Below are 22,116 nucleotides of genomic sequence, written 5' to 3' on the forward strand. Positions count from 1 at the left end.
TCCATAGGAGTTTTTATGAGCACTCTCGCAAATAAGGTGGCAATAGTCACGGGCGGGGCCACAGGTATTGGCCTGGCCATCACAGAAGCACTGCTGAAGCAGGGCGTAAACGTGGTTATCAGTTCCCGCCGTCAGGCGCTATTAGCCGAAACCGCCGAAAAATTTAATGGGCAGTACAACGCTAAATGTTTAGCTGTCGCTGCAGATGTACGGCTTAAGTCAGATATTCAGGGGCTCGTTTCTGAAACGTTACAGAGCTTTGGCAAGATAGATATATTGATAAATAACTCTGGTTTGGGTGTAACAGATAAGATCATTGATTGTCCTGAAGAAAATTGGGACCTGGTGCTGGATACCTGTACTAAAGGCACTTTTTTACTGAGTCAGGCTGTACTACCTACCATGCAAAACCAGAAAGACGGGTTTATTATCAACATTGCATCTCAGGCTGCTAAAAACGGTTATGCCGAAGCGGGACCATACTGTGCAGCTAAGTTTGGTGTTTTGGGACTTGGTCTGGCGTTACAGGAAGAGGTACGAGAGTTTGGTATAAAGGTTCACAGCTTGTGCCCCGGACTGGTACAGGTGCCAGCAGCCAGCTCGAATGCAGAACAAAAATCCGGTTGGTTACAACCCGAGGACCTGGCTGCATCAGTATTGTTTTTGTTACAACAACCAAAACGGGTTCATTTTGACAATATTGGACTCTGGGGTTTTCCGGTATAAACGAGGAGCAAAAAAGTATGAAATCTATTCCGTTAGTACAATCTTTTCCGTCGGTAAGTTCCATTGGTTTAGGCTGTATGGGGTTTGGCGGTGATTGGAGCAATGATCCGTTTCAAGCCGCGCATGTATCAGAAATGCATCAGGCGCTGGACGCAGCGCTTGAGGGTAAGATTAACTTTATCGACCACGCCGACATCTACACCATGGGTAAAGCTGAATCGGTGTTTGGTGAGGTATTAAAGCAGCGCCCTGAACTGCGCGAGCAACTGGTGATCCAAAGCAAATGCGGTATTAAGTTTGATGATGAATTGGCACCAGGACGCTATGACTTTTCAAAGTCCTGGATTATTCAGTCTGTAGACGGCATTTTGGCCCGTTTGAATATAGAGCAGTTGGATATCCTGTTATTGCATCGTCCTGACCCGTTAATGGAATTGGCCGAAGTAGCAGAAACATTTGCCCGGTTGCAGCAGCAGGGCAAGGTAAAGCACTTTGGGGTTTCCAATATGCATGCTCATCAAATTGCTTATTTACAGTCGGGACTGTCGCAACCATTAATTGCCAATCAGATGGAAATGAGTTTACGCAATCTGGACTGGTTAAACGAGAGTGTTACGGCGGGTATGGCTTCTGGCACTACAAACCACTTTTCACCGGGTATCATCGAATATTGCCGCGGTAACAATATGCAAATACAGGCCTGGGGTTGCCTGGCGCAAGGATTATTCTCCGGACGAAATCTCGACGGACAACCTGAAAATGTGATCGCAACAGCGAATCTTGTGGCTATCATGGCGGAAGAGTTTAAGGTATCAAAAGAGGCTATCGTACTGGCCTGGCTGATGCGTCATCCCGCGAACATTCAGCCTATAATTGGCACCACTAATCCGGAGCGTATTAAAGCCTGTGCACAGGCCACAGAGGTGCAACTGAGCCGCGAACAGTGGTATCAGCTGTATGTTACTTCTCGTGGTGAACGCTTGCCGTAATGCCAATTATGCCGCGTAAAATCAGATACTGGGCCAGATAATAACTGGCCATAATCCAGACTGTGGCGAAAGGGATGGGATGCCGAAAGGCATTCCATGCGATCAGTGTGTCTGATGCCGCAAAAATCAAGGCGCCATACAGGTGCAGTCGCTGAGACTTTTGCGCCGAAAAAATAGCGGTGATACACATAAAACTGATTACACCAACATAAAGAATCACTGCATATCGTAAAACCACTTCTTGTGGCATTACCCACTGAGCCACAAACCAGGAATATATCAACATAGCCAGCGCCGCCAGATGTCTGAACCTGGCTTTGTAAATTTGCTCATCGTTGACAAATCGCGCAAAGCAGATGATGTAAAAAACATGAGCGATCAGAAAAGCGCTTAAGCCTGCCATAAAATTTTGTTCAAACTGCAATGCCAGTAAGACGTCGCCTAAACCACTGAAACACAACGCCAGCAATGGATATCTGCGATAACCCGACGGTAGTTGTTGGTAAGCTATCAATACCAGTAAAACTACAGGAAGTACCTTTACCAGCGGGCTAAAAGGATAGGGCGCTAATGGGCTGGTCAGCGTATAAATAACCGCAATAATAAAAAATAGCGAGATGTAGAGCTTATTCATGATGTTATATTTTGTTGATTCATCAACCGATAGCCAAGGTATAAGAAAATACCGCAAAGCAGCCAGGTGAGTCCAATCAGTAAGTTACTCAGATCTACCAGTTCTGGATGGCGTATTTTTAACTGTATTGGCAAGATGCCTCTGATAACACATAGCGAGGAAATCGTTATTATCGCGGCCTTTAACAGCGGAAGGACGCGGATAAACCCCGCGGCTGACAGTGCATACGCCGTAACGGCTAATAATAGTGCAGAGACAAAAATGGTGCCAAGCGGAGCCAGCAGTGTTCCTTGTCGGGCTGATTCGACAATTTCCACCGGAGCGTACTGAGCCTCGAAGCACTGGGGACCAAAATAAATGCAGGACATGTGAGCTATCGCTGTGGCAGCTGCCACAATTGCCACCAGTAACAATAAGCCAGTTGCAAACGCTTTTTTAAATGCAGTCATTTGTTAGTTTCACTCTCATATTGGGTTAAAAATCGCTTCATACGCTTTTGATGCCAGGTTGCTAATCCGGTTGCCAGAGCGACTGCCTGCTTCTGTAGTTTAATGGCTTTTTCTGGTTGATTAGTTTGGGCATAGGCATCTGCCAGGTAGTGATAACTGTATGCATCTTCCGGGTTTAACTCGATAAGTTTTTTATAGGTGGCAATAGCTTGGTCCGGGTTTAGCGGTAATTGATGCTCTGCCAAATTGCGGATAGAGCGTTTCGCCGATACCGGAAACCCGTATTTTTCCTTAGAGAGCCACAGGTAGTGTTGCACGATGGCATTTACTCCCTGATTCGATATAGGGGAATCCGCTGGAAGGCCGCGATGAATGTCGTCAAACATCAGTTCAATCGCTTCTATAGTAGCCAGGGGCGGCAAAGACATATGGTAGTGTTGTTGATAGGTGCGATAGTGATAATCTAAATGCGCAGGCTGTTTTTGCACAATAGTTTGAGCTAACTGCTGATACTCATCCAATTGATGGTCTTCCTTGACGGATTCTGCGTGCGCTAAAAACAAAAAGCGGGGCTTAGCTGGCAATTGCGCAAACTCGTTTTTAAAGCCTGTTAGTAATCCTGCCACGTCGTCTTTTAATTCGGGACTGATGGCAATATGGGCATCAAATAGCTGTGGTTTATTGAGCAGGGAAGACAATACCACCGAGCCATTGTAGCGAAATCCACTGATAATTCTGAAACCATTAGTACGGTATTGCTCGTCGATGGCTGGAATGAGTTGCTCTTCAAAAAAGTCCAACAATGGCGTTTGTTTGCCACTGCTGTCAAATAGCTTGCCTACTGGATTGCCCATTTCTGTAGATACGATAATGGTTTCCAGCCAGGGCCATTCACCGTTGTGGCTCATCCAGTCGTGTAATCCGGCAAGATAGGTGTGAGACACAGGGTGAAAATCGAACATTAACACATAATGTTTTTCTGGCTCATGCTGATAAGAGCGGGGCAAAGAGACAGTAAACCTGAGTTCCTGAGCAAACCTGTCGTCTTTAATTTCCAGTACAGCCTTGCTACTCAAGGCCAACGCGGGCACTGAAATCAGTACTAATAGCCAGACAGCCAAACGCAACATTATGATCTCCTTATTCTTTTGGTCACGCAGACTGGCATAGTAAGATAAACAGGTCAATTAGTTATCAGCATTACAAAGTCTTTGATGCAAAGAAGGTCAAAACGTATTAGTTGTGCTGTTGCAGTTTTTCTCCGGCGGATTGCAGCTCTGTTTCCAGTTGTTTAGCATTGTCTTTTCGGGGTTTTACGAATCGGGCAAGCCAAAAATACAGAACAGGCGTGAGAAACAGGGTAAATACCACCGCTAAGCCCAATCCGCCAAACACCACCCAGCCAATAGCGTTTCGGGCCTCTGCACCGGCACCACTGGAGACGATTAAGGGAATACCTCCCAGAATCGTAGACATTAATGTCATCATAATTGGGCGCAGACGCACTTCACCGGCTTTTAAAATCGCGTCTTTTACTGAATGTCCCTGGTCTCTGAGTTGATCAGCGAATTCCACTAGCAGGATGGAGTTTTTTGCCAACAGGCCAATCAGCATCACCAGACCAATTTGGGAATAGACATTGATGGAAGTGCCGGTTAAAAATACAGCGTAAATAGCCGCTGCGATACCGAAAGGCACAGTGATCATTACAACCAGCGCACTGTTAAAGCTTTCGAACTGCGCGGCTAAAACCAGAAGTACTATGATAAAGGCTACCAGGTAGGTGATGTTAACCTGTTGATCGGTTTCTCTGAAGGTCAGTGCTTCGCCCAAAAACACCAGGCCAAAGCCATCCGGTAACACATCTTGTGCTAGTTCTCGCAGGCCGGTAACGGCTTCTTCCATGGAAATACTGTCAGGCAAGTCCACATCTACTTCAATGGCCCGTCGCTGGGCATGACGCTCTAACTCTGCGGCAACGCCTTCTTCAGTAATGTAGGCAATACTGGAAAGTGGTACCAAACTGCCATTACCCGAGCCCACATACAGGTTTGTTAAATCGGCTGGATCTGCAATGTCCTTATAGGTGGACTGCAACATAATCGGAATAGCCTGATCACCGACATTGAGGTCCCCCAGATCGTAGCCACCAATGGCAGATCTGAGCGTGTTGGTAATATCAGAAAAGGGAACCCCCAACTCTTCTGCTCTGCGACGGTCGATATGCACCCGCATTTGTGGTTGAGTAGGTTGATAGGATATTTCGGCCCGCCCCATTTGTGGAAAACGGTTTTCTAATGCTTTGCTGAAATCCTGTGCGACATCGTATATTTCGTCATAATCATTGCCGGTGATCGCAAATTCTAAACCGCCTCCCTGTCCCCTAAGTTTTAGAGAGTTGGGACCAAATGCTCGCCCCGGTGCGCCCGGAATCTTGTTCAATTCAGGTCTTATTTCGGCGATGATATCTTGCTGTGATTTACTGCGCTGCTCCCAGTCTTTGAGATTGACCGTAATGTAGACAATATTGGGGTCCCACTGACCCACCACCGTTTTAATGGTTTCGATGTTGCCATCTTGCATGTATGGCAGCAACGTGTCTTCCATCTTTTCAGCTTGTCGATCCATAAACGCGATACCCACTCCATCAGGTCCCCGTGCGAAAATACGGACATTGCCCCGGTCTTCGGGTGGAAGCAGTTCTTTTTTCACTGAGTCATAGATGGCGACAGCGCCCCCGGCTGCCACAACACTCAGTAACAACACCACAAAACCGCGGGTTAAGCACCAGCCCAACGCGGTTTTATAGCCTGTTAAACAGGCGTTGCCAAAACCGGAGAACATGGTCTTATTGTTGCCTGTGGGTATTTTGGCCTTAAAGGCTGGCACCAGCGTTAGCGCAACAAACGAGGAAATAATCACCGAAGCTGACAACACACCGCCGAATTCTCTGAACAGTCGCCCCGCTGTGGAAGGTAAGAAGGCGATAGGCACAAATACGGCCACTAACACTGCGGTGGTGGCGACCACTGCGAAAAACACTTCCCGACTACCTATAACTGCCGCTGCCTTGCTGGCCAACCCCAGTGATTTTCTGCGTTGAATGTTTTCCGATACTACAATGGCGTCATCTACAATCAGACCCGTTGCCAGCACTAAGGCAAGTAAGGTAAGTATGTTGATGGAAAAGCCCAGCATCCACATAACCGCAAGTGACCCGATAAGTGATACCGGAATAGAAAGCGCAGGGATGATTGTGGCTCTGAAAGAACCCAAAAAAAGCCAGAGGGTAAAAACTACTAAGGCAATTGTGAAGGAAAGAGAGGTTAACACCTCTTCAATGGAACCGCGAATAAACTGGGCGTCATCATCGGTGATGTGTATTTCTAAGGACGGAAATCGGTGTCGTAATTCTTCAACCATCGCCTGAGTTTGATCCGATATATCGATGGTATTGGCGCCAGCCTGGCGCAATATTTCTAACCCGATTACAGGTTTGCCATTGAGGCGTACAAAACTGTTAGCGTCGGCAGGACCGAAGTACACATTGGCAACGTCCCCAACTCGGGTATTCCCTGATATCAGGATGTTTTCTACTTCACTGGCAGTTATAGAGGTGGCATCAGCTCGCACAATAACCTGCTGATCTGTAGAGCGCAGGCTACCCGCCGGGACGTCAAATGGCGCTGTACGCAAGGCGCTGGCGACGTCGGAAAAGGAAAGGGCAAAACTGGCCAGGCGAATAGGATCGACGGTGACTCTTAGCACCTTTTCCCGTTCACCATTGATGCGAATATCCGCCACCCCTGGTATAGACAAAAACAGCGGTGCAATATCCGTTTCCACCATCTCTGTTAGTGATTCCATTTCAATACTGTCGCTGGAAAGCGTCAGGCTTACCACGGCTCCGGCATCATTATCGGCTTTCACGATGGCAAGTCGCTCAACTTCATCAGGCAGTTGCCGTTGCACCTGACTGATAGCCTCCCGCGTTTCGTTGGCGGCGTCTTCTATATTGATGCCGGGTCTGAATTCTATGACAACCCTGGCAAAGCCTTCTTCACTCTGCGCTCTGATACTTTTTACACCACTGACTCTGGCAGCAGCGCCTTCCAGGCGACTGGTAACTTCGGTGTCCACGGTTTCGGGGGCACCCCCGGGGTAGGAGGCGCGAATTGACACTACCGGGCGGTCTACATCGGGTAATTCCCGCACTTCCAGACCCAGAATGGCCGACAAGCCGGCAATAATGATCAACAGGTTCAGTACTATGATCAGTACCGGACGTCGAATTGATAAAGACGGGAGATCTTCTTTGTGACTGGTATGTAGCTCAGACATTAGCCGGGCTCCACACTGGTTAGTTGTTTCTTGCTGGTATTGCTGAAAGCCTGCACCGCCTGACCTTCTCGAAGTTGCTGAATACCCTCAACAACCAAGGATTCGCCACGTTGCAGTTGTCCTTCGACCAAAATAGTCCCACGCAAGCGTTGCACAATATTCACGCGCTCACGGTTTGCTTTTCCTTCCCGAACAATCCATACGTAGGCACCGGTTGCTCCCCAGGAAAGCGCGGCTTCCGGAATTACAGGATAGGGTTCACCATCAAGCTGCAAGGTGACTTTGAAACTCAATCCTGGACGATAAATGTCTTGTTGATTTTCAAGAATCGCTCGCACTTTTAATGTTCGGTCCTGGATATTAATGCGTGAATCAATTTGCGCTATCTCAGCCGTTATTTCATTATCGCGATTATTCCAGGGCGAAAGCGTCACAATGGCCTCATTGTTAAGAATTGTCAGTGCTGATTCGGGCGCAGAAAAATTGATAAAGAGGTTGGAACGGTCATCGATGGTGGTGATTAAGGTATTGGTGTTGATCCGATCACCTGGTTCCACATCGGTCAAACCAAGGTAGCCGGAAAATGGTGCATTTACCGTCCTGTCTTCAAGATCCGCTGCAGCTGACTGTAACTGAACTTTTGCCAAATCACGTTCTGTGATGGCATCATCGACATCGCTTTGTGTGGCAGCGCCCCTGGTTTTGCTTTCTTTCAGTCGGGTAAGTGTACGCTCTCTGTCAGCGAGTTCTATTTTGGCGCGCTCAACTGCGATTATCTGCCGTCGATCATCGAGTTTTATTAATACCTGACCGGACTGTACAAAGTCACCAGGCTGAAATAATACCTCAGTGACAATGTCGGATGCGGCAGGGTAGATGCTGACCGAGCGTTGAGCCTCCGCCGTACCAATGGTGTCTATTGCTGATTTGAGAGGTTGAAATTGCAGGGGCTGGGCAATGATGTTCGCCACCCGTTCAGAGCCATTGCTGGATTGCGCGCTGACTATTGGGTTGAAGAAAAAAGCCGCAGCTATTACCACACTGAAAACCAGCTTCGATGTCATCCTAACTCATCCTTATAAAATTAGCATTTACGCAGGCTAATAGTGTAAGGATCAGTGAGGTGATGTACAGAATATTTACGTAAAATTACAACTTTTGGGCTGGCGCTATTTCTTGATAGTCTCATGGTACCAGTCATTGATTTGCTGTCTTTCGTCGTCGGTCATACCGGTTTTGTTCAATAACGGCATGTCTTTGGTCACAGATACCCGGTGGTGGATTCGTGGAGCCCATTGAATAACCTGTGACCAGTTGTCCAGCTTTAATCCCAGTGGCGCAACCACAAAGATATCATCGCTGGGTGTCTCGCTGTGACAGTTGCTACAGTGTTTTTGCATAAGGGCCATTATGTCCTGATTTACCGGAATTGTGGGGGCTGTGTCCACTGAAGTTTGCACCGGTGTGGTTTGAGGTTTTGATACCCAAATGGCGATAAATAACATACCTATTGCGCCGGTAATCAAAATTGAAGGCCGGACTATACCGATGTGGCGCAGATTGAAAAAATGCCTAATCCAGGCTGATACAGCAGCAATAGCCACTAGTACTAACCAACTTTGTGGGTGCTGGTAGGTCATAGGGTAGTGGTTTGAAATCATTAAAAAGATAATGGGCAGTGTGAGATAGTTATTATGTACTGAGCGCAGCTTGGCACCGGCACCCCATTGCGGATCAATGGGCTCTTTATCTGTTACCGCCTGGACCAGTTTTCGCTGCGATGGAATGATGGTAAAAAACACGTTGCCGGCCATTATCGTGCCTATCAGGGCGCCAACGTGAATGTAGGCACCGCGACCGCTAAACCACTGAGTAGCCAGCCAGGCCGATAAACTTAAAAACAATACTAAAAATACCGCAAAAAGACCGGCCGATTTTGCCAGCGGGCTGCGACAGGCAATTTCGTAAATAAACAAACCGCCAAAGATAAACCCCAGGCCCAGGCTGATGGCTGTGGAGGCCTCCATGGCTTTAACACCCGGATCAATCAGGTAAGCTTCGGCGCCCAGATAATACATCCATATCAACAGCAACATGCCACTCAACCAGGTGGCGTAGGCTTCCCATTTAAACCAATGCAGGGTTTTGGGGATTTGCTCCGGGCCGTATTCGTATTTGGCGACTTCGTAAAAGCCACCACCATGCACAGCCCAAAGATCACCTTTAATGCCTTTGTCTTTTTTCCATTGTGGCGGTTGACGAAGATTGTTATCCAACCAGATAAAATAAAAGGACGCGCCTATCCAGGCGATGCCTGCAATGACATGAAACCAGCGAATAAATAACGCAACCCAGTCAGCCCACATAAAAGTCCCCTTAACTTATTGTTTTTAGCTATCCCTGTTATTTGTAGTTTGCCTTCACTAAAGGCTATTCCGTTTTAGTTTTTATTATTGTGCCTGCCATACAGGATTACCTGCAATCCAGGTAGCGACGGTGGCACGTTCGTCGGCCAGCATACTCAGCGCGAATAAAATATCTTCTGCATCGTCAGAGTCCTGTAAACGCAAAGAAGATAGCTCATTAAAATGCGGATCTAACACGGTAAAATCAGCAAATGTACCGGCGTTAAAATCCCCGATATCAGGTAACTTCAGGGCATCTGCTGCGCCCCTGGTCATCATGTACAGGCCTGACAACGAATCCATGGTGATGTTTTGTAGTTGAAATACCTTGTAGGCTTCGCCCAATGTGCGCAACATACTAAAACTGTCGCCACCACCTACATCTGTGGCCAGAGTCGTTTTAACGTTAAACGCTTTGGCTTTATTGAGATTGTATAATCCGCTACCCAAAAACAGGTTTGACGTGGGGCAGAAGGAGACAATCGCCCCTTTTTCTGACATCAGTCGCCATTCGTCATCTTCCAAATGTATGCAGTGACCGAACAAAGAGCGCTCTGTCACCATTTGGTAGCTGTCATACACGTCCAGATAGTGTTTACTGTTGGGATACAGCTCTTTTACCCAGGCAATTTCCTGTTGATTTTCACTCAGGTGAGTTTGCAAATAGACGTCTTTGTAACTGGACATCAGCTCACCCATCATGGCCATTTGTTTTTCGGTACTGGTGGGGGCGAATCTTGGAGTAATGGCATATTTCAGACGGCCTTTGTTATGCCAGGTGGCAATGAGATCTGCAGAGTCCTGTTGCGCTGACTCAGGGGTATCCTGCAAGTATTCTGGGCAATGGCGGTCCATGCATACTTTGCCGGTTAATATCTGCATATTGCGTTCGTAAGCCGCACTAAATAATTGTTCTGCTGAGTTTTTATGTACAGTTGCCCATACGGCTGCCGTGGTGGTGCCGTTGCGCCACAATTGGTTCAGGAAAAAATCGGCAATCTTTCGGCTATAGGCTGGATCTTCAAATTGGCGCTCTGTGGGAAAGGTGTATTTGTTCAGCCAGTCAATTAACTGCTCCCCGAAACTGGCAATCATTTCTGTTTGTGGAAAGTGCAGGTGGGTATCGATAAAACCGGGTAGCACCAGTTTGTTGCCGTAATCTATTACTTCCGCATCGGGATAGCGTTGTGTTAACTGCGCAGCCGTATCCGTTGCCAGGATTTTTTCACCATCAATGGCTAAAGCACCTTGTTTGATTTCCACTACATCCTGATACGGCGATTCTGTGCTGTTTGGGAAGTGGACAATATGACCGGTGATTAACTTGATACTCATAATTAACTTATTCTCTGAATTTTTTACTTAACTGCCGCGGTAACTACTAAAACCGAAGGGCGAGATTAACAGGGGAATGTGGTAATGGCCGCCACTTTCTGTCATTTCAAAATGGATATCGACAAAAGGATACAGGCTGTCCGGGGCGTAACTGTCCAGGTATTCCTTACACATAAAGCGCAAACAATAAACCCCGGCCTCGTAGTGCGCTATGCCCCATTCTTTACAGCGACCATCGCTATCGGTTACCCCCTGATGCTGTGTCCCATCTGGCGAGGTTAAAATTAAGGCCATTTCTGCTGCAGGTCGCCCTTTGGTGGTATCTAAAACATGGCTGGATAACGTGATCATACTGAGCCTTCCATTTGCAATTGTTTGTTGATTCGAAGCAGGGTAATTTTTAGTTGTTCGGCAGCCGCCAGTTGAATTTCAGTTTCGGTATCATTGGGCAGCCGCTCTTCCAGTATTTGTAACATTTCCCCGGCACTTTTCCCCGTCGCAAACACGATAAAGATAAAACCATGTTTTTCCAGATATTGCTGATTTAGCCGGTGTAGCGACTGCAAGGTTTCTTCACTGGCACTTTGGGCGCCGGATTGTTCATTACTGGCTATGCCTTTCGTACTGGCGTATTTTTCTCGCAGGCTGTTGACATCGCCAATCATAGGGTGGGCTTCAAAGGCTTGCAGGTAGTCCTGGTGACTACATTGTTGCCAAAAGAATTCCGCTTTGGTTTGTAATTCAGATAAACCTAAAAAGGGACGGGCTTGTGTCATTTTTTGACACCAGTTTTGCGCCGCACAGGTTTGTTCAAACCAGTTAATGCAATCGTCAATATTGAGCTGATTGAGTTGTTGTAAGGTCACGCGAGAGTGTCCTCCTGAATGTGTTCTTCTGCGTCAGTAGTCGTGCTTTGCTGTTTCGATTGATGCAACAACTGGGTGATTTGGGCCGCCATGGAAATGGCCACTTCAATGGGGGTTTTTCCCGGTACCGAGAGTTCTCCCACCGGGCTCACCAGCTTGTTTATTTGGACATCGCTCAGCTCTCGCTGTTTTAATTTATAGCGAAATCGTTTGGCTTTGGTTTGTGAGCCTATCATGCCTACATATTGAATATCATCTCGCTTGAGTGCAGTTTTAACCAAATCGAAATCCAGCTGATGATTGTGGGTCATGATCAGAACAAGCGTATTTGCTGGTAGTAACTTTAATTCGCTGACAGGGCAATCAGTGGCGATGATATTGACGTTGGCTTGCATTGTTGCCGGGAATAAATCAGAACGTTCATCAATCCAATGTATTCTTACTGGCAAGCGCTGCAGGATAGGCAGCAATTCATTAGCGACATGGCCTGCGCCAAACACAGCGATTTGTTGTGTCTGAATCTGATGGCTTTCCAGCAATACCTTGGCAAAACCACCACAGCACTGGGCCAGCTTAGCTGATAAAGGGTACTCTTCGACTTTTATCGCCGTATTATTTGCCAGTAGCATAGTCTGAGCACTACGCGTAACCAAGTGTTCCAGGTTGCCACCGCCGATAGTGTCAAAAGTCTGGTCCTGAGTGATCACCATCTTGGCGCCACTGTCTCGTGGTACCGAGCCTTTGTGTTCTATGACTGTGGCCAACACAAAGGGGTGCTGTTTCTCCTGACAATAGCTGATGGCCTGCATCCAGTTGCTGATCTTCATCGGCTTAACACCTCAACAGTGAGGCTGTCAGCAGGCAGTGACTGAATAGCCTTTAACACTTTTTCTGGCGTGGCAGGCGGATCCAGCTTCGGATCTTCTTTGTAATCAGTCAGGCTGGAAATGGCATCTTTAAGTGCACACCAGACACTCATGGCCAACATGAGGGGAGGTTCACCCACAGCCTTGGAGTGATAGATACTGTCTTCTTCGTTGGGGTAAGGATATAACTCTACATTGAATTCCCTGGGCGTATCCCCAATGGCCGGAATTTTATAGGTTGCCGGATTATTGCTGAGCAACCTGCCTTTGTCGTCCCACAACAATTCTTCTGTGGTTAGCCAGCCCATACCCTGAATGAACCCGCCTTCAATCTGACCAATATCAATGGCCGGATTTAAGCTGGTGCCGACATCATGCAAAATATCAACCCGGTCAACCCGATATTCACCGGTTAAGGTATCCAGAGTTACCTCTGAAACCGAAGCGCCATTGGCAAAATAGAAAAATGGACGGCCGGTTCCGGTGGTGCGGTCATAGTGAATTTTAGGGGTTTTATAAAAACCGGTAGAGGACAAAGAAACCCGATTCATGTAAGCCAGTTGCACCAGATCGGCAAAGGGAATTTGCGCCTTATCCAGGCTAACCACACCGTCTTTGAATGTAACCGCGTCGCTGTTTCCCTGATTTTGCTCGGCCCAGAAATCCGCCAGACGTTGCTTTATTGTTAAACAGGCATTTTGCACGGCCTTGCCATTGATGTCGGTGCCGCTGGAAGCCGCAGTAGGCGAGGTATTCGGTACTTTGTCCGTGCGGGTGGCGGTAACTTCGATATGCACAATATCCAGACCAAATTCATTGGCGGCAATTTGCTGGATTTTAGTGTGCAGGCCCTGGCCCATTTCGGTGCCACCGTGATTTACCTGAACGCTGCCATCAGTATAAATATGTACCAATGCACCCGCCTGATTCAGGTGTTTTGCGGTAAAGGAAATCCCGAACTTGACGGGTGTCAGCGACAGACCTTTCTTGAGAACGGTATTTTGCTGATTAAATTGCTGAATGCTTTCCCTGCGTTGCCAGTATTCTGATGATTCAGTCAGTCGCTGGATAAGATCCGGCAAGTTGTTATGCTCAATCTTCATGCCGTATTGAGTCGTATCGCGCCCAGCACCACCATACAAGTTGCGCTGTCGTATAGTAAGGGGATCTTCTCCGGTTTTCCGGGCGATAGCCTCAATCATGGCTTCAGCTAATACCATGCCTTGCGGCCCACCAAAGCCGCGAAACGCAGTGTGAGATACGGTATCGGTGCGACAGCGGTAGCCCACAATGTCAGCTGCTCCGAGGTAATAGGCGTTGTCACAGTGAAACATGGCTCTGTCGACAATGGCTTCAGACAAATCCGCTGAATGTCCACAAAGCCCATTGATATTTGCCTGAGTGGCCTGAATTACCCCTTGCTCATCGGTGGCCACAGTAAAGCTGTTTTGGAATGGATGGCGTTTACCGGTCAGCATCATGTCCTGCATGCGAGGAACCCGCAATTTGACCGGGCAGCAGTTGCGTACGGCTAGCAAGGCTGCAATGCAGGCCCATTGCGCAGCCTGAGTCTCTTTACCGCCAAATCCCCCCCCCATGCGGCGCATATCAACAGTAACCTTGTGCAGTTTGATATTTAGCACTTCGGCAACCAGTTTTTGAACTTCACTGGGATGTTGTGAGGAAGTGTAAATGCTTATTCGGTCTTCTTCCTCGGGAATGGCCAGCGCAACCTGTCCTTCCAGATACATGTGTTCCTGACCGCCAATTTTGACTTCACCACTTACGGTAATCGCCGCCGAAGCACTGCTTTTTTCAAAATCCCCTTGTTTCATTTGGTGCGTAGGGCGGACGAAGTTTTGCTTCTGGTGAGCCTGATGGATATCCAAATCCGGTTTTTCGGCGTCGACTTCTAACTTTCCTAAACCAGCCGCTTTTCGGGCAACATTGGTGGAGGTGGCTAATAGTGCACACCAGGGCTGACGATGAAATAAAATCTTTTGGTTCGCCAGCATCGGGTCGCCCTCGAACACAGGAGCTATGTCCAGATGACCGGGTACGTCTTCTGCTGTGATTACGTCCACAACGCCTGGAAACGCTTTAATTGCACTGACATCTTTGGTGCGAATGATGCCCTTGGCGGTTTCGCTCATTGCCACCGCGGCGTGCATTAAGCCTGCGGGCTCTGGCATATCGTCGATGTATCTGGCTTTACCGGTAACATGGCGTTCAGCGCTTTCGTGCTTTTTACTGGTGCCGACTGATTTAATGCTGAAACCGGGTGTCGTGTTGTTGTCTATTAATTTACGCATGTTGTAACACCCTCAATTCCATGTGGTTGTGGTTCTGAGACTCCAGCCAAAAGCGCTGCCACAAATTAACCAGCATATCCTTGCGATATTGAGCTGTGGCTCTGACATCATCAATTGGATTGAAAGCATTGGCTAATATGGCTTTGCCTTTTAGCATGGTTTCTCTGTTCCAGGTTTCTCCGGTGATGGCTGTCTCCAGTGCAGTGCAACGAGAAGGAATGGCCGCGACGCCACCAAATCCGGTGCGCAGGTTACTGACAACGCCATTTTCCAGCTGCAGATTAAAGACGGCACATACCGCTGAGATATCATCTTCGATACGTTTGGATATCTTGTAAGCGCTTAAAAAACTAGCATTCACTTTTGCGGGAATACGAATATCGCGCAGCCACTCTCCGGAGCGAAGGGCCGTTTTTTTGTAATCTAAAAAGAAATCCTGCACCGGCAAGCTTCTGCTTTGCTCGCCGTCGTCTATGGTCAAGGTGGCATCTAATGCCAATAAGACCGGCGGCATATCACCAATTGGCGAAGCATTGGCGACATTGCCTCCCAGTGTTCCCTGGTTACGGATAGGTAGTGAACCAAGTCGGGTGAGTAGTTCACTGAGTTCAGGATACTCATTTAACAAAGTATCTTGTAACTGGCTGTAGGTGACAGCGGCACCAATAACTAAATGCTTGTTATCTATCGTCAGGTGATTAAGTTCAGGGACATAACGTGTGCTGATCAACTGCGGCAGGGTTTTGTACATTTGCGTTACTTCCAGCGCCAGGTCTGTGCTGCCAGCCACCAGTCGTGCATCAGGGTATTTGTTGATTAGCGCAGCCAGTTCAGCGCGGTTTTTAGGGAGATGCAGCCCGTCGACTCCCTTATTGTCAGGCAAAGCCTTCAGAGACTGCATAACATCGGACTCTGTTTTGGAAAATTTATCGGGGGCAGGCTGCGCGCAAGCCTGTAATGTTGCATCGATGATAGGGCGGTATCCGGTACAGCGACACAGATTGCCTGACAGGGCGTGTTCAATGTTATCCCTGTTTAAATCATTGCTGCTGTCATTGCTTCTGTCTTTATAGAGGGCAAACATAGACATGACGAATCCCGGAGTACAAAAACCACATTGTGAGCCATGCTTATCCACCATGGCCTGTTGTACCGGGTGTAATTGTGATTGCTCTTCCAGGTGTTCGACGGTAATAAGCTGTTTGCCGTCCAGCGCCGACATAAACGTAATGCAACTGTTGATGGCTTTGTAATTCAGACCATCGTCGGAATTATTGATCTCTGCTAATACAACCGTGCAGGCACCACAATCACCAGAACCACAGCCTTCTTTGCTGCCACACAGTTTCTTATCTTCTCTGAGCCATTCCAAAACAGTGCAATTGTTATCAATATTGCTAATATGGATGGGTTCATTATTCAGCAAGAAGCTGATCATCAGGTGCCTCCGGGTTAAAATATATTGTAAAACTTGACCGTTTGGTCAATATATTGGTATTTCAACAGGGTTGCAAGTGAACAATTTGGCAGTTTGAATCAACAACAGTTCATACAATGCCATATTGTTATAGCCTAAATTAACTGTAGTACCTGTTATAGTATGGCGCTTTCTGCGAAGATTAATATATATTGTTTGCAGCCAACGCTATCAGAAATTGGAATACCGGCAGAGGAAAAGAATCAGTGCTAGTGCAAAAAAGCGTCAAAAAGAACGTAAAGGGCAGTGTCAGACAAGCAAATTACGGCAAAATCATCAAAGCTGCGGTGACTGTGTTTGCCACTAAAGGTTATCAGGGAGCTACTGTCCAAGAAGTGGCTGAAAAAGCCGGATTACCTAAAGCAAACGTACTTTATTATTTCAAATCCAAACAGGGCATCTATGAAGCCGTGTTGAGCGATATTTTGTCCCTGTGGAATTCCAGTTTTGACCACGCAACAGCGCAGGATGATCCGGCTGTCGCCTTGTCGCGTTATATCCGCGAAAAACTGGAATTATCCCGCACTTATCCCGAAGCCTCTAAAATCTTTGCCATGGAAATGATCAAAGGGGCAGAGCAACTGTCTGATGAAATTAAGGCCGGCATGGTTAGCTGGTTTCAATCCCGTATTACTATTATTCAGCAATGGATTCAGGACGGTAAAATGGCCAATGTGGATCCGGCGATGTTGATGTTCCAGATTTGGGCTACCACTCAGCATTACGCTGATTTTTCTGCTCAAATTAGCATTTTAAAGGATGGCAAGATGTTGAATAAAAAAGGCTTCCAGGATGTTGGCGATTATCTGTGTCGCTCAATTTTGGGCAGCTGTGGCCTGAAAGTGCCGGAATAAAAGCTATGGACGGTTATCCCAGAGATTTAAAGGGCTACGGCGCGAACCCGCCAGACGCCAAATGGCCGGGTGGGGCGCAGATCGCGGTGCAGTTTGTACTTAATTATGAAGAAGGCGGCGAAAACTGCGTTTTACACGGAGATAGCCACTCAGAAATATTTCTTTCAGAAATTATAGGCGCCCAGGCTTTTCCTGATCGCCACCTGTCCATGGAGTCCATCTACGAATACGGCAGTCGCGCTGGATTTTGGCGATTGCACCGATTGTTTCTGGAGCATCAAATCCCAATCACGGTGTTTGGTGTCACTATGGCGATGCAACGCAACCCGGAAGCGGTACAGGCTATGCTGCAGGCAGACTGGGAAATTGCCAGTCACGGATTGCGCTGGATTCATTATCAAGATATGGACATCGCTCAGGAACGCCAGCAAATTGCTGATGCCATCAGACTACATACGCAGTTAACCGGCAAAGCTCCGGTTGGCTGGTACACAGGCAGAACCAGTCCTAACACGCTTAAATTGATAGCCGAACGAGAGGATATCCTCTATTGCGCAGACAGCTATGCGGACGATTTGCCTTATTACGATACTCAAAATGGCAAACCCTTGTTGATGGTGCCTTATACCCTGGATACTAACGATATGCGCTTTGCAACCGCGCAGGGTTTTAATAGTGGGGAACAGTTCTATCAATACCTGAAAGACGCCTTTGATGTTCTTTACGAAGAAGGACAGATGCAACCTAAAATGTTATCCATTGGCTTACATAATCGCATCATTGGCAGACCTGCCAGATTCGCTGCTTTAAAACGATTTGTAGAGTATATAAAAGCAAAAGATCACGTTTGGTTGTGTACCCGGGAGCAAATTGCCCGACACTGGCAGGCTGAGCATCCATACAGCTGAGATTAGTTTGACACAAAATAAAAATACTGACAAAACGCTGTTTACCATTCCTGAGACGCCTCGAACTCGCACCTCTGATGTCCTTGTTTCTCTGATTGAGCGCTGCGGTCAGGAAAAAATCACCTTGCGAATGTTGACGGATCGCATGGGAGATCGGACTTTCGGTTTACTACTAATCTTCTTGTCTATTTTTAATGTGCTCCCGTTTGTATCCCTTTTTGCTGGTATTCTGATCATGTGCCAGGGTATCCAGATGGGCTTTGGGCGCACAAAAGCCTGGTTACCCAAATTTATTTTGGACCGTCCGCTTAGTGGCACCAGTGTGGCTAAAGCCTTACTGACTTTCGAGCCAAAAATCAGGGCGATAGAGCGTTTTTTAAAACCGCGCTGGCAATTCACCGAAGCTTTTATTGTTGACCGTATAAATGGCTTTATCATTACCTTGTTGGGGGCCATTATCACATTGCCCTTACCATTTACCAATTTAGGGCCTGCACTGGTGTTGGTGATTATGGGGCTGGGATTATTAGAGCGTGATGGTTTAGTGCAAGTTACAGCAGCGCTGCTGGGATTGAGCGTGATGACCGGACTGTTTTTCCTGGTTTTTTGAGTATCACAGAATTTAGAACGATAAAGTAAAAGAAAACTGCAATGAAGCCAATTGAAACAGGCAAAGCCTACGACCAAATTACCCATTTTTGGCAGCGAGAATCCTTTAATCGGCAAAATGGTATTACAGCACATGAAAAAGCGCTGAGCTTTGCGCAACCCGAGGGAAATGCGTTGGATATTGGTTGCGGCTGTACCGGGCGGTTTCTTGATTTATTGGTATCTCGTGGCTTTCAATATACGGGATTAGATGTTTCGGCAAAGATGATTGAACTGGCCCGTCAGCGCAATCCGGATGTGTGTTTTTATCACCAAGATATCTGTGAGTTTAATTTAACACAGCAATACGATTTCATCACAGCCTGGGACAGTATCTGGCATATTCCATTGGATATGCAAAAACCAGTGTTGAATAAGATTATTGCGGCACTTAACCCCGGTGGCGTTTTCATTTTTTCTTTTGGTGGTACGGAAGAGGCAGGGGACCATCAAAATAAAGCGATGGGGCCAGAAGTCTACTATTCCTCTTTGGGCTTAAATGGTTTTTTAACTCTGTTTATGGACGCCGGTTGTATCATTCGCCATCTGGAGTTTGATCAGCATCCCGAATTACACACTTATCTGATAGTGGAAAAGGGCACTTAGCTTTCGAGTGGTCTATCAGTCTACGAAATTTACGTTTAATAACATCTTATTGTTTGTTGCTATGTGGTCATTTCTTTATGCTGAGAGCCAGTATAAATGTCATGGAAGCTGTTTTGTTATCCATTTATAAAAATCGCCGTGATTTTCTATTTCAATTTATGTTTTTGTTTCTGGTCACTGTGTTAACGCAGTTCAGTTACATTGCTTACGAAAAGCTGGTTTCTGATGAAGACTTCATTGTTACTATGGTACCCAGCCTTCTATTCTTGTCTTTATGCACTTTACCAGCATTGCTTGTAGGGCTCCCATGCGGCAAAAAGCTGGGCCTTGGCTTAGTGAGCGAGAGAACATCTGAAACTAACGTGCTACAGAGAGGGGTGAAATTTGCGTTTATAAACGGAATTGCCTTGGGCGCATTCCTGTTGGCAATTCGCTGGGGAAGTGATTCCGCTTTGCCCGATGAGATGCCAGAATATGGTTTTAGGGGAGTTATCGGTGGATTCCTCGTGTCTCTTGGGGCAAGTGTAGGGGAAGAAATTTGGTTCAGGCTTGGATTAATGACGTTACTCTTGTTTGCCATACAAAACCTGCTCCTAAAAAAACCTTTAACTGATGTCGTAGTATTTTGGACAATATTAGTGGTGGGTATTTTATTTGGGACAGCCCATCTTCCCCAACTGATGTCTTATGGGGTAACCGATGCGTTTGCTATTTGGGGTACCGTTATAGGAAATACCTGCGTTTCTATTTTATATGGCTGGTGCTTTTGGCGTTATGGGCTTATTTCTGCCATAGTTGCGCATTTTAGTCTGGATATTGTATTACATTGTCTGACCGCTGTATTTTAAGATACTTGTATAGCCTTATTAGAAATAAATTCAAAATTAAGATGATATTAATCAATTTGTATCTGAAACAATAAAAAACCATTGAGTTTCATGAAATGATTGAACTGTTTCCCACAGTTTTATACTCCTGCATGCTGGGCATGGTGTTAATGGCCTTGTTGCAGGTTTTTAAAAGACCAGCACAAAAGCAAAACTTTTATCTTCAGGGACTGTTTGTGTTATTGCTCGTCCATTTGCTGGGTGAACTGTTCATTTATTCCGGTGCCTACGTTTATGCGCCCGGTTTAGCAGGGTTGCAATTGCCTTTCAGAATACTGTTAGGGCCAGCTTTGTATCTTTATGCTCATGCCACTATGTCTGCTGAAAAAGCCGTAGATAAAAAAATTTTGTGGTTAGCTGCTGCCGGTCCGATTTTGGTGGTTGTGGCGATGTTGCCCTTTATGGTTTTGATTACCCCGGCAGAAAAGCTGGCACTGGCGAGTCCTGCCACACGCGATCCGGAATTGTGGCGCATTGCATTGTTTACCTGCTTGTTTAGCACTGTAACATTTATCGTGTTTACCGCTGTTTTTCTAATATTATCGCTGAAATTGCATAGCGCTCACGTACAACAACTTATGGAGCGTTTTTCTGAAATTGAGCACAATTCACTTGCCTGGTTTAGATCCATTTTGTGGGTTTGGGGAGCTGTATGGCTATTGTTCTCAGTGGAGTTTATGGCGGGAGCCATGGGTTGGTTGTGGTTTGGTTCTGGCAAGCTGCTGCCAACACTTGAAGTTATTGCCTTGGCGATTTTTATCCAGAAATCTTTGGCTCAGAAAGTATTGGAGCAATCTGAAAAAGGCGCACCACGCACCAGTCAGCCTCGCGAAGCCATTATTAGCAGAGAGAAGATGCAATTAATTGCATCCAAACTTCATCAGACTATGATTGAAGACAAATTGTTTTTGCAAGACGACTTGTCGCTTAATAAGTTATCTCAGGCAATAGCAGAGACGGAAAACCATATTTCAGAGACCTTATCGCAACATCTGAACACGCGTTTTTTTCAGTTCGTTAACAGTTATCGCGTGGAAGAAGCAAAGCGGGAATTAGAGCAAAGCGACAAGTTAATCACTACTATCGCCTTTGATGTCGGTTTCAACTCTAAATCCACATTTAACACTGCCTTTAAAAATATGACGGGACATAGCCCGTCAGCTTATCGAAACTCACTAATCCAATAATATTACTCGGCTATGTTGTTTCTCCTTCATTTGCACTCTGTTTCCATGAAATCGCCAAATAAATAATGATTAACCCCGTGCTAATCTCAAAAAAACTAAAAAACATGTAGTGCAGCGTGCCTCCCATGAAGACGGTGTAGGTTTGTACCCCGGTGGTTATTATTCCAGCTATGATGTTGGCATATTTGTTTAGTTTGTAGCTGAGAAGCCGGGACAGCGGGATCATGATCATCGGAATTTGCATGATGAAAGCAAAAACCAGTAAAAATTCCTCGGTAATTTGCATTCCACCCGCGTCACCGGATAAAAATGCTGCTAAATATTTAGCCAGATGTAAAGTAAACACATCGCAAAAGATGTAGTTCACCGTCAGGAAAGTCCAAAGTAAAGGCAAAAGGTGTTTGCGGTTACCATCCCAGTCAAATATTTTCATAGCTATCCTTTGTTCACTTAACAAAATTCGATATGAAATTTGCCTTAAACAAGGAGTGTCGTCGTCTGAATGGGCCTATTCGAACCTATTTTTTGTAAAAACAGGTTTAGGTGATGAAGTATCGAACAATTGAGGGGAAGTTAACGAGATCAAAAAAGGCGGTGTTAAACCGCCTTTCTATATAAACTTTTAA

21 protein-coding genes are annotated in these 22,116 nt (G+C 46.5%); 8 read left to right on the top strand and 13 right to left on the bottom strand.

Going from position 1 to position 22,116, the window contains the following annotated elements:
- Window positions 1-15 precede the first annotated feature (15 nt).
- Together ACXAD8_RS02300 and ACXAD8_RS02305 are read left to right on the top strand one after the other, a co-directional pair.
- The gene (locus tag ACXAD8_RS02300; RefSeq protein ID WP_475224414.1) at window positions 16-726 is read left to right on the top strand and encodes an SDR family oxidoreductase; all 711 of its coding nucleotides are present in this window, start codon (window positions 16-18) and stop codon (window positions 724-726) included.
- Window positions 727-743: 17 nt separating this feature from the next.
- Complete coding sequence (locus tag ACXAD8_RS02305; RefSeq protein ID WP_475224415.1) at window positions 744-1,715, top strand: aldo/keto reductase; 972 nt, start codon at window positions 744-746, stop codon at window positions 1,713-1,715.
- On the opposite strand, the gene ACXAD8_RS02310 is transcribed toward ACXAD8_RS02305, so the two are convergent.
- From ACXAD8_RS02310 to xdhA, 12 genes are all read right to left on the bottom strand, one after another.
- Window positions 1,687-2,349 carry a lysoplasmalogenase gene (locus ACXAD8_RS02310; RefSeq protein ID WP_475224416.1) on the bottom strand — a complete coding sequence of 221 codons (663 nt, stop codon included), beginning with the start codon at window positions 2,347-2,349 and terminating at the stop codon, window positions 1,687-1,689. The genes ACXAD8_RS02305 and ACXAD8_RS02310 overlap by 29 nt on opposite strands.
- Window positions 2,346-2,798 (bottom strand): hypothetical protein, encoded by a 453-nt coding sequence (locus ACXAD8_RS02315; protein WP_475224418.1) that lies wholly within the window; start codon window positions 2,796-2,798, stop codon window positions 2,346-2,348. Before ACXAD8_RS02315 ends, ACXAD8_RS02310 begins: the two co-directional genes overlap by 4 nt.
- The gene (locus ACXAD8_RS02320) at window positions 2,795-3,928 is read right to left on the bottom strand and encodes a tetratricopeptide repeat protein (RefSeq protein ID WP_475224419.1); all 1,134 of its coding nucleotides are present in this window, start codon (window positions 3,926-3,928) and stop codon (window positions 2,795-2,797) included. The genes ACXAD8_RS02315 and ACXAD8_RS02320 overlap by 4 nt, the downstream gene beginning before the upstream one ends.
- A gap of 106 nt (window positions 3,929-4,034) precedes the next feature.
- A complete protein-coding gene (locus ACXAD8_RS02325; protein ID WP_475224420.1) occupies window positions 4,035-7,139 on the bottom strand; it encodes an efflux RND transporter permease subunit in 3,105 nt (1,034 codons plus the stop codon).
- On the bottom strand, window positions 7,139-8,203 hold the full coding sequence (locus ACXAD8_RS02330; RefSeq protein ID WP_475224421.1) for an efflux RND transporter periplasmic adaptor subunit: 1,065 nt from the start codon (window positions 8,201-8,203) through the stop codon (window positions 7,139-7,141). The genes ACXAD8_RS02325 and ACXAD8_RS02330 overlap by 1 nt, the downstream gene beginning before the upstream one ends.
- Before the next feature lie 105 nt (window positions 8,204-8,308).
- Entirely contained in the window at window positions 8,309-9,505 is a 1,197-nt protein-coding gene (locus tag ACXAD8_RS02335; RefSeq protein WP_475224423.1) for a urate hydroxylase PuuD, read from the bottom strand.
- A gap of 84 nt (window positions 9,506-9,589) precedes the next feature.
- Window positions 9,590-10,879 (bottom strand): guanine deaminase, encoded by a 1,290-nt coding sequence (gene guaD, locus ACXAD8_RS02340; protein WP_475224425.1) that lies wholly within the window; start codon window positions 10,877-10,879, stop codon window positions 9,590-9,592.
- A 27-nt stretch (window positions 10,880-10,906) separates the two neighbouring features.
- Entirely contained in the window at window positions 10,907-11,230 is a 324-nt protein-coding gene (uraH, locus tag ACXAD8_RS02345; RefSeq protein ID WP_475224427.1) for a hydroxyisourate hydrolase, read from the bottom strand.
- On the bottom strand, window positions 11,227-11,745 hold the full coding sequence (gene uraD, locus ACXAD8_RS02350; protein WP_475224428.1) for a 2-oxo-4-hydroxy-4-carboxy-5-ureidoimidazoline decarboxylase: 519 nt from the start codon (window positions 11,743-11,745) through the stop codon (window positions 11,227-11,229). The genes uraH and uraD overlap by 4 nt, the downstream gene beginning before the upstream one ends.
- Window positions 11,742-12,572, bottom strand: a complete 831-nt coding sequence (xdhC, locus tag ACXAD8_RS02355; RefSeq protein WP_475224430.1) for a xanthine dehydrogenase accessory protein XdhC — start codon at window positions 12,570-12,572, stop codon at window positions 11,742-11,744. Before xdhC ends, uraD begins: the two co-directional genes overlap by 4 nt.
- Window positions 12,569-14,923, bottom strand: coding sequence for a xanthine dehydrogenase molybdopterin binding subunit (xdhB, locus tag ACXAD8_RS02360; RefSeq protein WP_475224431.1), 2,355 nt, complete (start codon window positions 14,921-14,923; stop codon window positions 12,569-12,571). Before xdhB ends, xdhC begins: the two co-directional genes overlap by 4 nt.
- Window positions 14,916-16,361 (bottom strand): xanthine dehydrogenase small subunit, encoded by a 1,446-nt coding sequence (gene xdhA, locus ACXAD8_RS02365; protein WP_475224432.1) that lies wholly within the window; start codon window positions 16,359-16,361, stop codon window positions 14,916-14,918. The genes xdhB and xdhA overlap by 8 nt, the downstream gene beginning before the upstream one ends.
- A 245-nt stretch (window positions 16,362-16,606) precedes the next feature.
- Here xdhA and ACXAD8_RS02370 point away from each other — a divergent pair, with 245 nt between their 5' ends.
- From ACXAD8_RS02370 to ACXAD8_RS02395, 6 genes are all read left to right on the top strand, one after another.
- Entirely contained in the window at window positions 16,607-17,254 is a 648-nt protein-coding gene (locus tag ACXAD8_RS02370) for a TetR family transcriptional regulator C-terminal domain-containing protein (RefSeq protein WP_475224434.1), read from the top strand.
- A gap of 5 nt (window positions 17,255-17,259) precedes the next feature.
- Window positions 17,260-18,162 (top strand): allantoinase PuuE, encoded by a 903-nt coding sequence (gene puuE / locus ACXAD8_RS02375; RefSeq protein ID WP_475224436.1) that lies wholly within the window; start codon window positions 17,260-17,262, stop codon window positions 18,160-18,162.
- Window positions 18,163-18,169: 7 nt separating this feature from the next.
- A complete protein-coding gene (locus ACXAD8_RS02380) occupies window positions 18,170-18,772 on the top strand; it encodes an exopolysaccharide biosynthesis protein (RefSeq protein WP_475224437.1) in 603 nt (200 codons plus the stop codon).
- Between the two features lie 41 nt (window positions 18,773-18,813).
- Complete coding sequence (locus ACXAD8_RS02385; protein ID WP_475224439.1) at window positions 18,814-19,416, top strand: class I SAM-dependent methyltransferase; 603 nt, start codon at window positions 18,814-18,816, stop codon at window positions 19,414-19,416.
- 101 nt (window positions 19,417-19,517) lie between these two features.
- Entirely contained in the window at window positions 19,518-20,264 is a 747-nt protein-coding gene (locus ACXAD8_RS02390; protein WP_475224441.1) for a CPBP family intramembrane glutamic endopeptidase, read from the top strand.
- A 95-nt stretch (window positions 20,265-20,359) separates the two neighbouring features.
- Window positions 20,360-21,490, top strand: a complete 1,131-nt coding sequence (locus ACXAD8_RS02395; protein WP_475224443.1) for a helix-turn-helix transcriptional regulator — start codon at window positions 20,360-20,362, stop codon at window positions 21,488-21,490.
- Window positions 21,491-21,500: 10 nt separating this feature from the next.
- Here ACXAD8_RS02395 and ACXAD8_RS02400 read toward each other — a convergent pair whose 3' ends face one another.
- The gene (locus ACXAD8_RS02400) at window positions 21,501-21,923 is read right to left on the bottom strand and encodes a DUF6326 family protein (RefSeq protein WP_475224445.1); all 423 of its coding nucleotides are present in this window, start codon (window positions 21,921-21,923) and stop codon (window positions 21,501-21,503) included.
- Between the last annotated feature and the right edge of the window lie 193 nt (window positions 21,924-22,116).

The organism is Planctobacterium sp. AWH2_060 (assembly GCF_056158425.1).